This window comes from Actinoplanes sp. NPDC049548 (assembly GCF_040676695.1).
GTDB lineage: Bacteria > Actinomycetota > Actinomycetes > Mycobacteriales > Micromonosporaceae > Actinoplanes.
Genome location: NZ_JBFAPM010000002.1, coordinates 235,542 through 248,883, shown reverse-complemented (window position 1 = coordinate 248,883; position 13,342 = coordinate 235,542). Strand labels below are relative to the sequence as shown.

Below are 13,342 nucleotides of genomic sequence, written 5' to 3'. Positions count from 1 at the left end.
GCCCTTATCATCCGACCAATTCGCGGTAAATCCTCAGGTAGTCGTCGACCATGCGGTCCGCGCCGAAGCGGCTGCGGGCCCGCGCCCGGCACGCCGCCCGGTCGAGGCGTCCGATCTCCGCGACGGCGGCCACCGCCTCGTCCACGCCCGCGACCAGCCGGCCGGTGAGGCCCTCGTCCACCACTTCCGGCATCGAACCCCGCGGGTACGCCACCACCGGCGTCCCGCAGACCATCGACTCCACCACGGACAGGCCGAACGGCTCGGCGAACCGGATCGGGTGCAGCAGCGCCGCGCTGCCGCCCAGGATCCGGGCCCGGTCGGCGGGGCCCACCGAGCCGAGGTAGACCACCCGGTCCCCGTCGATGTGCGGCTCCACCTGCTCGTGGAAGTAACGCTCGTCCTGGACGATGCCGCACAGGGTGAGCCGGCGCCCCGCCCGGCGGGCGATCTCGACGGCGGCGTGGGTGCCCTTGTCGGGGTGGATGCGCCCGAAGCACACCAGGCCGTCGCCGCCGTCCGCGTCGAACGGCAGCTCGTCCAGGTCGACGCCGTGGTAGACGGTCGCCACGTAGTCCAGGTCGGGGGAGCGGTCCGCGTCCGAGATCGACACGAACGCCGAGCGGGCGCGCCGGTACGCCGGCAGGATGTTCGGCCCGGAGAAGCCGTGGATCGTGGTCAGCATCGGCGCGCGGCAGAGCCCGGAGAACGCCAGCGGCAGCCAGTCCAGGTGGTTGTGCACGAGGTCGAAGTCGCCCGAGCGTTCCAGGGCGTACCCGACGTGCAGGGCCTCCCACACCCGGCCGTCGAGCTCCGGATCCTCCTCGTAGCCGCGCGTCACGACGCCGTCCAGGGTGGCCTTGGTGACCGAGTCCAGGGTCGCGAACAGCGTCACGTCGACCCCCCGGGCGGTCAGCCCTTCGGCGAGCAGGCTGGTGACGAGCTCCCACGGGCCGTAGTGGACGGGCGGCGTACGCCACGCGATCGGTCCCAGCAGCGCCACCTTCATGATCCTCAGTATGGGAGGCGATCAGGTGTTCCGTACGGGGTTCGCGTGTTAAAGAGGGACCATGGAGAACCCCTGGTGGCACAGTGCCGTCGTTTACCAGATCTATCCGCGCAGCTTCGCCGACGCCGACGGCGACGGCATGGGTGACCTGCGGGGAATCATCCAGCACCTGGACCACATCGCGGGCCTCGGCGTCGACGTCATCTGGCTGTCGCCGATCTACCGCTCCCCGCAGGACGACAACGGCTACGACATCAGCGAGTACCAGGACATCGACCCGGTCTTCGGCACGCTGGCCGACTTCGACGAGCTGCTCGCCGCGGTGCACGAGCGCGGCATGCGCCTGGTCATGGACCTCGTGGTCAACCACTCGTCCGACGAGCACCCGTGGTTCGTGGAGAGCCGGTCGGGCAAGGACAGTCCGAAGCGCGACTGGTACTGGTGGCGCCCGGCCCGGGCCGGCATGACACCCGGTACGCCCGGCGCCGAGCCGAACAACTGGGGCTCGGTCTTCGGCGGGCCGGCCTGGGAGTACGACCCCACGACCGGCGAGTACTACCTGCACATCTTCAGCCGCAAGCAGCCCGACCTCAACTGGGAGAACCCCGAGGTCCGCGAGGCTGTGTACGCGATGATGAACTGGTGGCTCGACCGGGGCGTGGACGGCTTCCGGATGGACGTCATCAACTTCATCTCCAAGGACACGGCGCTGCCCGACGGCGCGGTACGCCCCGGCTGGCCCTACGGCGACGGCGGGCCGTACTTCATGAACGGGCCGCGTAACCACGAGTTCCTGCACGAGATGCACGAGCGGGTCTTCGCCGGCCGGGACAAGATGCTGACCGTCGGCGAGATGCCCGGAGTCACGGTGGCGGAGGCCATCCGCTACACCGACCCCGCGAGCCGCGAGGTCGACATGGTCTTCGGCTTCGAGCACGTCGACGTCGACCGCGGACCCGACCCCTGGACGTTGTACCCGTTGCAGCTGACCAAGCTGAAGGGCATCTTCGGGCGCTGGCAGGCCGGTCTCGCCGAGGTGGGCTGGAACAGCCTCTACTGGAACAACCACGACCAGCCCCGCGTGGTCTCCCGCTTCGGTGACGACTCACCGGAATTCCGGGCCCGCTCGGCCAAGATGCTCGGGGCGGTGCTGCATCTGCACCGCGGCACGCCCTACGTCTACCAGGGCGAGGAGCTCGGCATGACCAACGCGCCGTTCGCCTCCATCGCGGACTTCCGCGACATCGAGGCGCTCGGCCAGTACGCCCAGGCGCTCGAGCACGAGGGCCGCTCGCCCGAGGACATGCTGACGGTGTTGCGGGCCCGGAGCCGCGACAACGCCCGTACGCCGATGCAGTGGGATTCCTCGCCGCAGGCGGGCTTCACGACCGGCACGCCGTGGCTGGCGGTGAATCCCAACTACACCGAGGTCAACGCCGCGGCGGCGGTGCAGGACCCCGACTCGGTCTACCACTTCTACCGCCGGCTCATCGAGCTGCGGCACAAGGAACCGGTCGTCGTCCACGGCGACTTCACCATGCTGCTGCCCGACGACGAGAAGTTGTACGCGTTCACCCGCCGCCACGGCAGCGTCGAGCTGCTGGTGATCGGCAACTTCTCGGGCGAGCGGACCCGCGCCGACCTCGCCGACGCGGAGTCCTGGTCGTCGGCGGAGCTGGTGCTGACGAACGCCCCCGCGCCGGCCGGTCTCGAGCTCGAACCCTGGCAGGTGGTGATCTACCGGCGCACGCTGGGCTGAGGTCCGACGACAGGCAGCGTCAGCGCGGACGGGTGGGCCGGGTCGTGGTGCACGGTCGTCGTCGTGGCGACCAGGCGCGTGGCGGTCGCGAGCGGCTCACCCGTGCCGTAGTTGCGGGCGAAGCGGGGATGCGCACCCCCGCTGACCTGCAGCCGGATCCGGTGCCCGGCGGCGAAGCGGTGCCCGGCCGCCCCGAGCGCGACGGGCACGACCTCCTCGTCGGCGTGGTCGGGGGTGAGCCGGACGAAGCCGTCGCACACGTTCACCGAGCGTCCCTGCGGGTCCACGTCGCACAGGCGTACGAACAGGTCGAAGTGGCCGGTGCTGCCCGTCGCGTACAGGTCCGCTGTGGGCGTACCCATGATCTCGAGGGCTTCGGGCAACGGCCCGGTGGTGAAGGTCCGGACGTCGGGACGCGCCTCCAGGGGCTTGTTGTCCCGGGCGCCCGCCGTGCGGGACTGCAGCTGGCCGGCGAACGACGGCGTGGGGTCGCGCGGGTCGTAGGTGAAGCTCGTCGCGCCGTCGGCGAGCTCGCCCAGGCCGCCCTCCGGACGCAGGTGGAAGCGGGCCGGCGTGCTCGGCGGCGGCCAGGCCGGCAGATCCCGCCATTCGCCGCCGACGTGGACCCGCACCCCCGTCCTCCGCTCGCCGCGGCCGAGCAGGTGGAACCGCAGGTGCTCCAGGGAGTCGGCGAGCACGTCGGCGCGGCCCTGCTCGAACAGGGACGTGTGGGTCCACGGCCCGATCATCAGCGTCGGATCCTGCCCGGCGCGGCGCAGCCGGTCATACTGCCGCAGGGTCTGCCCGAGGGTGAGGTCGTGCCACCCGGTGACCAGGCTGACGGGCACGGTCATCCGGTCGGCCGCCGGCCCGGCGTCGGCGCCGGCCCAGAACAGGTCGTCCGGGTACGGGTGACCGACCCAGTCCTCGAACTCCTGCCGCCGGCCCCCGAGTGCCCGGCGGTAGGAGTCCAGGAGCGGCACCCCGCGTACGGCGTGCCGCAGGTGCCGGGCGAGCCGCAGCAGCGCCCGGAGATAGGAGAGCTGGCCGGCCGACTGGTGGAAGAACGCGGTGCCGCTGATGAGAGCCATCTCCAGACGCAGCGCGCACTGCTGGTCCGGGTGGAAGCCGTCGTAGAAGTCGTGGGCCGCCACCTGCAGGACCGCGGCGCGCCACTCGGGCGGCGGGTCCAGGCCGAGCGCCCACTGCACGTAGCTGAGGTAGCTGGGGCCGATCGTCGCGAAGGCGCCGGGAAACCACTCCTGCTTGCGCATCCACTCCACGGTCGCCTGCCCGTCGGCCGCCTCGTTGCGCCACAGGTGGAACTCGCCGCCCGAGCCGCCGGTCCCGCGAGTGCTCTGCAGCAGCACGCGGAAACCGTGAGCGGCGTACGCGGTGCCGAACAGCACGTTCCACGGGAAGCCCCGCCCGTACGCGCTGCGCACCAGCAGTACGGGGCACGGCTCGTCGGTGACCGGGGCGTAGTGGTCCGTGACGAGCGGGCTGCCGTCCGCGGCGGGCACCTCGAGGCCGGGCTGCCATTGGACGTCGTACGGGGCGGCCGCCCGTGCGCGGCGTCGCATCATCCGAAGGAAGAATGGCAGTCGCTGCATGACCCGGCCCCTTTCCCGTACGTTGTACTGGAAATAGTAGACCATCCCGGAGGATCGCTGTGCCCCGTGGCCGCCCGCCCGCGCGGACCCGTACCGCCGTCGTCACCGCGGCCGTCGCCGTAGCCGACGCCGAAGGGCTGGAGGCACTCACCATGCGACGGCTCGCCGCCGAACTGGGCACCGGGGCGATGTCTCTCTACACGTACGTCCGCGACAAGGACGAGCTCGTCGACCTGATGGTCGACCAGGTCAGCGAGTACGACGGACCGCCGGCGCCGACGCTGCTGCAGCTCGCCTCCTGGCAGCGCCAGCTCATGCTGCGCCACCCCTGGCTGCGCGCCGCCGTCCCGGGCCGCGACCTGCAGGGACCGAACATGCTCGGCTTCCTCGAGCGCGGCCTGGCCGCGCTCGCCGGCACCGGGCTGCCGGGCCCGGCGAAGATGGAGGTCATCGCCCTCGTCACCGGCTTCGTCGTCGGCTACGTGACGCACGAGCTCGCTCAGGCGCGCGCCGGAGCCACCACCCCCGAACACCTCGCGGCGCAGGTCGCCCACCTGCAGGCCGCGGTCGCGAGCGGCGCCTACCCCGAGCTGGCCGCGGTGCTCGCGGAGGGCGGATCCGGCGCACCGCCGTCGTTCGAGGACATCGCCGCCCGCATGATCGCCGGTCTCGTCGGGTAGAACCCCGGGATGAGCAGCCACGTCGCCCATCGACCCGGCTCCCGGTGGAGCCTCGCCCCCTTCGCCGCCGCGGTGGCGGCGGCCGCGCTGATCGGCGGCCTCGGCGTGGCCGGCACCGCCGAGGAGTACCAGAGCCTGAAGCAGCCCGCCTGGGCGCCGCCGTCGTGGCTGTTCGGCCCGGTCTGGACCATCCTGTACGCGATGATCGCCGTCGCGGGCTGGCTGGTGTGGCGCCGGACGGGCTGGACGCCGGCGCTCACGGCGTACGCGATCCAGCTCGTGCTGAACGCGCTCTGGACGCCGATCTTCTTCGGCTTCGGCCGCTACGGCCTCGCCCTGGTGGACATCGTGGTGCTGTGGGTCGCGATCGGCGTCACCGTGCTGCTGTTCCGCCCGGTCTCGCGGCTCGCGGCGGGGCTGCTGCTGCCGTACTGGGCGTGGGTGACGTTCGCGACCGCGCTGAACGCGGCGATCTGGCTGGCCAACTGACCGCGGAGGCATGCCGGCCATCCTGCGGCAGCCGTGCTGTGAGCCCGCTGAGCGTCACCCGATCTTGGACAGCAGGCGACCCGGAGCGGGGGTCAGGCGTCGCGGCAGGCAGAGCAGAACCATCGCGCCGGCCAGGGCGTAGACCACCCCCTGAGTCGCGATCACCGGCAGGATGCCCCACCACCCGGCGAGAGTGCCCGCTGCCACGGAGCCGACGAGTATCGCGATCCCGTCGACGGTGACGATGGCACCCCATACCCGGCCCCGGTGTCCGTCCTCGGTGGCCTGCTGGAACACGGTCATGCTGCCGGCGGCGAGGAAGGCTGCCGGCAGTCCCACCAGGAGGATCAGCCCGACGGCCGGCCACAGGGTGGGTGTCAGCAGCGGATAGGTGAACAGCACCAGATCCAGCCCGCCGAAGGCGACCGCGCCCCAGCCGAACATGGCGCGGGGCGCGAACCGGTGCCCGACCAGAGTCACGATGAGGCCGCCGCCGAGCCCGCCGATCGCCTGCACCGCCATGAAGAGGCCGAACGCCTGAGCGTTGCCGCCCAGTACGTCGCGCACGAACGGCGCCATCAGCGTGCCGATCACCGCCTCGCCGATGCCGGTGACCAGTCCGAAGGCGAGGAACACCCGCAGTGCGTGGTTGCCGAGCGCGATGGTCAGCCCCTGCATCCATTCGCGCACCGGGTGGGCGCGGGACGCGTGTTCCGGCCTGCGGCGTACCCGGATGGCGAGCAGCAGCCCCGCGCTCAGCAGGAAGGTGACTGCGTCGAGTGCGCCCAGCAGGGCGATGCCACGGGCCGCCGCGGCCACGCCGCCCAGGGCTGCGCCGGCAAGGCGCGCGATGTCACGGACCTGGGCGTTGAGGGCATTCGCGGTGACGAGCCGGTCCTGCGGCACGAGAGTGGGCAGCAGGGCAGCCTCGGCGGAGGAGAAGAAGGGCGACAGGCAGCTCTGCGCGGCCAGGACCAGGTAGATGATCCAGGCTTTCCCGGCGTTCCCGACGGCGAGCAGGGGCAGCAGCGCAGCGGCCATGAGCACGTTGACGCCGACCATGGTTCGTCGCCGGTCCCACCGGTCGGCGCAGACTCCGGCGAGCGAGCCCAGCGCGATCGAAGGCACGAGCGAGGCCAGCACCGCCGCGGCGGAGGCGACGGTGGATCCGGTGAGGACGTAGATCTGGTAGGCGACCCCGGTCCGCAGCATCCAGTCGCCGATGAGGGAGATGAGGTTGGCGGTGAGGAGGAGGCGCAGATCGCGTCCCACCTCAGCCACCGGAAGCCGTCGGCCGCAGCGGCACGGCGACCAGGGTGAAGTTCACGGGTACCGCGCCCGGGGGGCGTTTCGTGGCGTCGCCCAACGGGCGCTGGGCGGCCCGTTCGGCGACCATCGCGTGCCAGGCCGTCTTGAGCTCGGCGAACTCCTCGAGCGTGAGGTAGAGCAGAGACTGGTCGACGCCGGCGTGCTCGCTCCAGCCGGGGTCCTCGTCCGCTCGCCGGAGCTGCCAGTCGGCGAGCTGAGCGGCGGCCTGCTCGGCCATGTGGCGGTCGAGAAGCTCGACCGACTCCCAGCCCTCCGGTGAGTCGTCTCCGGCGAACCGGTTGGACGTGGCGGTGATTCGCCACGGCCGCTCGCGGTTGTCGCCCGCCGGCCCGCGCTCGACGTAGCCGTACTTGGCCAGCTGGCGCAGATGATGCGAGGCGAGCGCCTGGCTGATGCCGAGGTGGCGTGCGGCCTCGGCGGCGGTGAGGCCGCCTTCTCGGCCGACGAGCCCGAACAGCTTGATGCGCAACGGGTGCGCAAGGGCCCGCAGTGCGGTCGGGTCGGTGATGACGCGACGCCCGGGGTGAGACTCCAAAGACATGCTTGGAGTCTCACCCCGGCGTGGCGCCGATGTCAAACAATCCTTTGGAATGCCGTCAGGAGCGGAGGCAGATGTCGAACGGGTGGCCGGCCGGGTCGAGCAGGACGCGCCAGCGGTCCGGGTTGGGCTGCTCGGACGGCTTGGTGGCGCCCAGCGCCAGCGCCTGTTCCTCCGCCTTGTCCAGGTCGTCGACGTAGAAGTCGAGGTGGTAGCGCTTCGGTGCGGACTCCTGCGGCCAGCCCGGGGCCGAGTACCCCGGGACGCGGCCGAAGCCGATGCTGGTCGAGCCGTCGCCGATCATGGCGTAGTCAGCCTCGCTGTGCAGGACGTCCCAGCCGAGGACGCCGGAGTAGAAGGTGGCCAGGGCCGCCGGGTCGGTGGCGTCCAGGTTGAGCATGGCGAGGGTGGCGAAGCCGGGCATGGTGGTCCTCTTCTCCGTGCGGATGGGTCACCGCCGATACTGCCCGGAAAGACTGACAACCTCTGTCAGGTACGGTGGGAAGCCAGCCACGCCGCGACCTGCGCCCGGGACGTGAAGCCGAGCTTGCTCAGGATGTTCTCGACGTGTCCCTCGGCGGTGCGCTGGGCCACCACCAGGCGTGCCGCGATCTCGCGGTTGGTCAGGCCCTCCGCGATCAGCGTCGCCACCTCCCGTTCCCGGCGGGTCAGCCCCAGGTCGCCGAGGGCGGACGGCTCCGCGGCGACACCAGCCGGGGCGGTCCGGGGCGTCGGCACCCGTTCCACGGCCAGGGAGACCGCCTCGGCTGTCGACAGGGCGGTGCCCCGGCTGAAGGCGGCGTCGAACGCGCGGTCGCCCAGGCGGGCCCGGACCTGGGAGGTCGCCTCGTCGTGGAAGTCGTGCAGGCTGCGGAACGACGACAGGGACGCGTGCATGGCCCGCCACATCCGGTCGGACGCGCCCAGCAGCTGGGCCGCGCGCTGGTCGCGGCGCTCGCTGCCGGCGACCCAGCCCAGGGTCTCCAGCGACAGGCCCACCGTGAACTGCTCGTCCTCGACGATCGTCCCGATCTCCAGGCTCTCCTTCGCCGCGTCGGCGGCGCCCCGGTTGTCGCCCGCGCGCCAGCGCAGGACACTCAGCGCCCACAGCGCGAACGAGCGCCACCACACCTCGCCGTTGGCCGCGGCGAGGTCCTGGCAGGCGATCAGGTCGGCGTACCCGTCGGTGGGTGACGCCGATGCGAGGCCGCGGGCGAGTCCCAGCACGGCCAGGCACCACAGCTCGCCGCTGCGGGCGTCCAGGGCGCGGAATTCCGCCAGGGCCTGCTCGAACAGCGGGAGTGCCGTCGCATGGTCGCCGGCGAACATCGCGATGTTGCCCTCGACCACCGGGAGGAAAGCGTGCTCCGGCGAGGGCGGCAGGGTGGCGTTGAGGTCCTTCGCGTCGGCCAGCAGCGCCGTGGCGCGGGCGCGATCGCCCTGCACGCAGGCGATCCAGGACGCCACCCGCAGCGCGCGGACGCGGGTCCAGTGCCGGGGCGGGGGCAACGCCAGGCCGCGGTCGAGCCAGTGCCGGCCCTCCGACAGGAAGCCGCGGACGAACCAGTGGTTCGTCAGGTCGGCCGCGAAGCGCAGGGCCACCTCCGGCGGGCCGGAGGTGACCGCGTACTCCAGGGCGACGCGGAGGTTGGCCTGCTCGTGGCGGAGCCGCAGCATGAGCGCCGCCTGGTCCGGGCTCGCCCAGTGCGCGTCGCTGTAGTGCGCCAGCTCCGCGAACCAGTCGCAGTGCCGCTGCGCGATGTCGTGCTGCTCGCCGGCCTCCGCGAGGCGGGCGGCGCCGTACTCCCGGACCACCTCGAGCATCTTGTAGCGGGCGCGCGGGCCGTCGCCGACGCGGAAGACCACCGACTTGTCCACGAGGGACCCGACGAGGTCCAGGATCGACCCGGCCTCCAGCGGCGGGGCGGCGCACACCTGTTCCGCCGCGTCGAGCTCGAAGCCGCCGGAGAACACCGACAGCCGCAACCAGAGCCGGCGCTCCGGGGCGGTGCACAGGTCCCAGCTCCAGTCGATGAGCGCGCGCAGCGTCTGCTGGCGCGCCGGGGCGTTGCGGGCGCCGGTGGTCAGCAGGCGGTAGCGGTCGGTCAGCCGCTCGAGGATGTCGTCGAGGGTCAGCACCCGCAGCCGGGCCACGGCCAGCTCGATGGCCAGCGGCATGCCCTCCAGTGCCTGGCAGAGCGCGGTGACCGTGGCGCAGTTGGCGTCGGTGACCTCGAAACCGGGCAGCACGGCCGTGGCCCGCTCCACCAGCAGGCTGGCAGCCTCGTAGCGGGACAGGTCGGCCGGCGTGCACTCGAGGTCGGACCCGGGCACCGACAGCGGCTGCACGGTCAGCGTCGCCTCGCCCGCGATCCGCAGGGCCTGCCGGCTCGTCACGAGGATGCGCAGGTGCGGGCAGGCGCGCAGCAGAGTCTCGGCGAGATCCGCGCACGCCGCCACGAGATGCTCGCAGTTGTCGAGGATGAGCAGGGCGTGCCGATCGGCGAGGAAGGTCGCCAGCCCCGGTGCGTCAGGACTGACCGACTCCTCCCGTACGCCCAGAGCCTCGGCGACCGTGACCGCGACCAGATCGGGGTCGCGCAGCTCGGCGAGCTCGGCGAGCCACACCCCGTCGGGGAACGCGCGGCGCATCTCCAGCCCGACGTGCTGGGCCAGCCGGGTCTTGCCCACCCCGCCGGCGCCGGTCAGCGTGACCAGGCGGCTGGTGGAGAGCATCCGCCGCACGCCGGTCATCTCGTGGCGCCGGCCCACGAAGCTGGTCACTTCGGCGGGCAGGTTGCCGAGGGAACCGCGCGCGCTCGTGGCGGTGCTCATACGAGCACGTTAGTGCGTGCGACCTCCGATTGCGGTCTGCCGGATGCCCACGGTGGCCCCGGCTCGGCCCGCGAGGGCGAGTCCCGCGACGGCCTTGGCGGCGACCGCGCGCCCGTCCGGAAGCAGCTCGCCGGTGTCGTCGAAGGTCACCACGCCGTTGCAGAGCAGGCTCCAGCCCTGCTCAGGATGGGTGGCCACCACCCGCGCGGCCTCATGGTCGGTGTCCGCCGCCCCTGGACAGGGCGGCACGTGACTGCACTGCATCTCGCTCCCTTCCGGCAGCAAGAGTTCGTCGCGACACGCCCGGGGGACACCGGGGAACTACCCGGGTGATACCCGAATCCGCGGACGCGGGTACTTCTCCCGGTGTCGCCGGCGCCCCCGTGGATCACGATGGGACCCGTCGAACGATCACCGAGGGAAGGGGCACTCATGGGCCGCCACGCGGCCGATCGGCCCGGCAGGCCGCCGATGCATGCCGACCTCTTCGCCCCGACGCCCGGCAGCGCCGCCGAGCGGGTGGCACGGGAACGCGCGGCCGTGGCGTTCGACGAGCTGGTGGCGCCGCACCGGCGGGCGCTGGAGGCGTACGTGCTGCGCCTCACCGGCGGCGACGAGGCCACCGCCACCGATGTGCTCAAGGAGACCTTCTACCGCGCAGCGCAGGATCCTGCCCGCTACCCCCCGCGGGCCTCCGCGGTACGGCCGTGGCTCGTGCTCACGGCTCGTACGGTGCTGCGCGACGGCGAGCGCTCCGCTCCTGCAGGGCACGACGACCGCCCCGTCGTCGCGCCGGCGGAGCGCTCGCCGTCCCCCCGCCCGCAGACCACGATCGTGCGGGCGATGGAGGATCTCGCGGCGTCACACCGCGAGATCCTCGTCGAGCTGTTCTTCGAGGGTGTCTCCCTGGAGGCCGCCGCCGAGGCTCGCGGCGTGCCCGTGAGCACCCTCAAGTCCAGCCTGTACTTCGCCATGCGGGCGCTGCGGGTCGTGCTGGACCAGCAGACCGACGGCTACCGCAGGTAGACCAGCCCGTCGGAGATGACGCCGGGACGACCCGCGGTGCCCTCCACCACGATCTTCACGGTGTGCCGGTCGCTGGAGCCCCAGGAGCGGGTCCAGACCGCCCGGCGGTACACGGTGGCCGGCGAACGAAGGTCGACGATGCCGGCGGGCTCACCGTCCACGTACACCTGCACCCGGCCCGAGACCGACGTGCGGCTCACCGCCAGCGCCGCGGACCGCCCGGTGAAGGTCCAGGTCAGCGACGCGTTCTTGCCGGTGGCCCGCAACGCCGAACCGCCCAGGTACGCGGGGTTGCCGATGGACCGCCAGGTGCCCTCGCGCTGGGCCTGCGCCTCCCGCACCAGGACCGCCGTCCGGACCGCCGCCACCGAGCGCGCGTTGCCCGCCCGGTCCGTGGCGCGCAGGCCGAACGTGGTCGCGACGCCCGGCTTGACCGACCCGGCCCACGCGGTGGCGGCCGTGCCGAGGCTCGCCGTGGCGGGGCTCGTCAGCCGCACGGTCCGCAGGCCGCCCGCGTCGCTGACCGCCCAGCGCAGCCGGACCGGCACGATGCCGTTGAGCGAGCCGGGCCGCAGCGTGACGCTGGGGCCGCTGGTGAAGGCGGGCACGGTCTGGTCGGCGTACACCGCGGTGTCGGTGACGGCGACCCGGCCGTTGAGAGCGACCGCGCGGACCCGTACGGTGTGCCGCCCCGGCGAGAGCCGCAGCAGCTGCTGGAGCTGACCGGCCGGCACGGAGGCGGTCAGGACGCCGTCGACGTACACGTCATAGCGGTTCATCAGCGTGGTGGCCGTGTCCACCCGCCAGAACGGGCGGATGGTGCCACGGGTGAAGTACGTGGCGCCGATCTTCGTGGCGCCGTTGACCTTGGCCACCGCGAGGTCGGCCGGGGCCGCTGCGGCGATGCCGCGGATCGAGCCGAGCTGGCCGTACAGGGTGTTGCCGGGGCACTCGGTCTGGCCGGTGTCACGGTGCCCCGAGATGCGGTTGAGCACCGCCTTGCTGCCCTTGGCGTACCGGTCGCTGCCGCTCGAGACCAGGGTGGTCCGGCCGGCCGGGGTGTTGCCGTACGCCCCCAGCTTGTACGCCGCCACCTGCGCGATCACCGTGCGCACCCGGGCCGATACGCCGGTCGAGCCGAAGTTCCCGAGCACCGCGATGGCGCTGCTGTGCGAGTTGAAACCCAGCGTGTGCGCCCCGAGCACGGCCCGGGTGATCCCGCCGCGCCGCCCCTCGAACAGGGTGCCGCACTTGTCGACGAGGAAGTTGTAGCCGATGTCGTTCCAGTGCTTGCTCTTCACGTGGTACGCCTGGATGCTCCGGATGATCGCGGGTGAGTCCGAGCAGCTGTAGCTGTTGGTCCCCGCCGTGTGGTGCACGAACAGGACCTGCACGTCGGTGGTGTACTCCGGCGCGTCCTCGACCAGCTTCTCGTTGGCGCCCCACTGCGCCCTGGTGACGACGTTCGGCACCGGCCGGGCCGGGACCTCGACGCGCGCGTACGCCCTGGGCACGGGCGCGGCGGCGGGACGGCCGGGATCGATGAGATCCAGTCGCAGGCCGGGCGGCAGCGGCGTGGTCCGCCCGGCATCGGCGGCGATCCGCGCCTCGACCCCGTCCGACGGGCCGACCCAGAGGGGATCCGTGGTGCCCCGGGCGCCGTCGGCGTCGCCGGATCCGGGCTCGGCCGGGTTCGGCTCGGCGGCCTCGAGGGACTGCCACGGTGTCCAGGTTCCGTCGGCCGCCGAGCGGGTCCGCACCTGCACGGTGCCGGTGAGCCGGCGGGCCGGGTCCGTCCAGGTCGCGCCGACCAGGCTGAACCTGGCTGTCGTCCGCGGTGCGACGGCCCGGCCGGCCGCCGCCGACTCGGTCCGCAGCGCCCCGGGGGCCGAGAAGGCCCGGCCGGTCGGCGACGATCCTCCGGCCGGCAGCAGATCGATCGTCTGCAATGTCGGTGCGGTCCCGGCCGCGGCCGCCGTCAGCTCGGCCGGGACCGGCCCACGGCTTCCCAGGACCACCAGTGCGCCACTCAAGGTGACTGCGGTGCCCAGGGCCGTACCGATG

General features: G+C 72.6%; 12 protein-coding genes. 4 read left to right on the top strand and 8 right to left on the bottom strand.

The window, feature by feature from the left end; translation table 11 throughout:
* Nucleotides 1–7: 7 nt before the first annotated feature.
* Nucleotides 8–1,009, bottom strand: coding sequence for a glycosyltransferase family 4 protein (locus AB0J80_RS05285; RefSeq protein WP_364700624.1), 1,002 nt, complete (start codon nucleotides 1,007–1,009; stop codon nucleotides 8–10).
* Nucleotides 1,010–1,070: 61 nt separating this feature from the next.
* Here AB0J80_RS05285 and AB0J80_RS05280 point away from each other — a divergent pair, with 61 nt between their 5' ends.
* Nucleotides 1,071–2,768 (top strand): alpha-glucosidase, encoded by a 1,698-nt coding sequence (locus AB0J80_RS05280; RefSeq protein WP_364700622.1) that lies wholly within the window; start codon nucleotides 1,071–1,073, stop codon nucleotides 2,766–2,768.
* On the opposite strand, the gene AB0J80_RS05275 is transcribed toward AB0J80_RS05280, so the two are convergent.
* Nucleotides 2,747–4,381, bottom strand: a complete 1,635-nt coding sequence (locus tag AB0J80_RS05275; RefSeq protein WP_364700620.1) for a CocE/NonD family hydrolase — start codon at nucleotides 4,379–4,381, stop codon at nucleotides 2,747–2,749. The genes AB0J80_RS05280 and AB0J80_RS05275 overlap by 22 nt on opposite strands.
* A gap of 59 nt (nucleotides 4,382–4,440) precedes the next feature.
* Here AB0J80_RS05275 and AB0J80_RS05270 point away from each other — a divergent pair, with 59 nt between their 5' ends.
* Both AB0J80_RS05270 and AB0J80_RS05265 read left to right on the top strand, forming a co-directional pair.
* Nucleotides 4,441–5,061: a TetR/AcrR family transcriptional regulator C-terminal domain-containing protein gene (locus tag AB0J80_RS05270; RefSeq protein WP_364700618.1), complete on the top strand. Its 621-nt coding sequence runs from the start codon at nucleotides 4,441–4,443 to the stop codon at nucleotides 5,059–5,061.
* A gap of 9 nt (nucleotides 5,062–5,070) precedes the next feature.
* The gene (locus AB0J80_RS05265) at nucleotides 5,071–5,550 is read left to right on the top strand and encodes a TspO/MBR family protein (protein WP_364700617.1); all 480 of its coding nucleotides are present in this window, start codon (nucleotides 5,071–5,073) and stop codon (nucleotides 5,548–5,550) included.
* A 54-nt stretch (nucleotides 5,551–5,604) separates the two neighbouring features.
* Here the strand turns inward: AB0J80_RS05265 and AB0J80_RS05260 are convergent, their stop codons facing one another.
* The 5 genes from AB0J80_RS05260 to AB0J80_RS05240 form a co-directional block, all read right to left on the bottom strand.
* Nucleotides 5,605–6,822 (bottom strand): MFS transporter, encoded by a 1,218-nt coding sequence (locus AB0J80_RS05260; RefSeq protein ID WP_364700615.1) that lies wholly within the window; start codon nucleotides 6,820–6,822, stop codon nucleotides 5,605–5,607.
* A 1-nt stretch (nucleotide 6,823) separates the two neighbouring features.
* Entirely contained in the window at nucleotides 6,824–7,420 is a 597-nt protein-coding gene (locus AB0J80_RS05255) for a winged helix-turn-helix domain-containing protein (RefSeq protein WP_364700613.1), read from the bottom strand.
* 55 nt (nucleotides 7,421–7,475) lie between these two features.
* Nucleotides 7,476–7,841, bottom strand: a complete 366-nt coding sequence (locus tag AB0J80_RS05250) for a VOC family protein (RefSeq protein WP_364700611.1) — start codon at nucleotides 7,839–7,841, stop codon at nucleotides 7,476–7,478.
* Between the two features lie 65 nt (nucleotides 7,842–7,906).
* Nucleotides 7,907–10,252, bottom strand: a complete 2,346-nt coding sequence (locus tag AB0J80_RS05245; RefSeq protein ID WP_364700609.1) for a LuxR C-terminal-related transcriptional regulator — start codon at nucleotides 10,250–10,252, stop codon at nucleotides 7,907–7,909.
* Nucleotides 10,253–10,261: 9 nt separating this feature from the next.
* Nucleotides 10,262–10,516 (bottom strand): DUF5999 family protein, encoded by a 255-nt coding sequence (locus AB0J80_RS05240; protein WP_364700607.1) that lies wholly within the window; start codon nucleotides 10,514–10,516, stop codon nucleotides 10,262–10,264.
* Nucleotides 10,517–10,684: 168 nt separating this feature from the next.
* On the opposite strand from AB0J80_RS05240, the gene AB0J80_RS05235 reads away from it, so the two are divergent.
* Complete coding sequence (locus AB0J80_RS05235) at nucleotides 10,685–11,278, top strand: sigma factor (protein ID WP_364700605.1); 594 nt, start codon at nucleotides 10,685–10,687, stop codon at nucleotides 11,276–11,278.
* Here the strand turns inward: AB0J80_RS05235 and AB0J80_RS05230 are convergent.
* Complete coding sequence (locus AB0J80_RS05230) at nucleotides 11,266–13,311, bottom strand: N-acetylmuramoyl-L-alanine amidase (protein ID WP_364700603.1); 2,046 nt, start codon at nucleotides 13,309–13,311, stop codon at nucleotides 11,266–11,268. The two genes, AB0J80_RS05235 and AB0J80_RS05230, sit on opposite strands and share 13 nt — an antisense overlap.
* Nucleotides 13,312–13,342: the final 31 nt, after the last annotated feature.

Excerpts from the sequence above, each read along its gene's own strand:
- AB0J80_RS05250 (WP_364700611.1), bottom strand. The coding sequence starts at position 7,841 with ATGCCCGGCTTCGCCACCCTCGCCATGCTCAACCTGGACGCCACCGAC.
- AB0J80_RS05240 (WP_364700607.1), bottom strand. The coding sequence starts at position 10,516 with ATGCAGTGCAGTCACGTGCCGCCCTGTCCAGGGGCGGCGGACACCGAC.
- AB0J80_RS05245 (WP_364700609.1), bottom strand. The coding sequence starts at position 10,252 with ATGAGCACCGCCACGAGCGCGCGCGGTTCCCTCGGCAACCTGCCCGCC.
- AB0J80_RS05275 (WP_364700620.1), bottom strand. The coding sequence starts at position 4,381 with ATGCAGCGACTGCCATTCTTCCTTCGGATGATGCGACGCCGCGCACGG.
- AB0J80_RS05265 (WP_364700617.1), top strand. The coding sequence starts at position 5,071 with ATGAGCAGCCACGTCGCCCATCGACCCGGCTCCCGGTGGAGCCTCGCC.
- AB0J80_RS05235 (WP_364700605.1), top strand. The coding sequence starts at position 10,685 with ATGGGCCGCCACGCGGCCGATCGGCCCGGCAGGCCGCCGATGCATGCC.
- AB0J80_RS05285 (WP_364700624.1), bottom strand. The coding sequence starts at position 1,009 with ATGAAGGTGGCGCTGCTGGGACCGATCGCGTGGCGTACGCCGCCCGTC.
- AB0J80_RS05255 (WP_364700613.1), bottom strand. The coding sequence starts at position 7,420 with ATGTCTTTGGAGTCTCACCCCGGGCGTCGCGTCATCACCGACCCGACC.
- AB0J80_RS05280 (WP_364700622.1), top strand. The coding sequence starts at position 1,071 with ATGGAGAACCCCTGGTGGCACAGTGCCGTCGTTTACCAGATCTATCCG.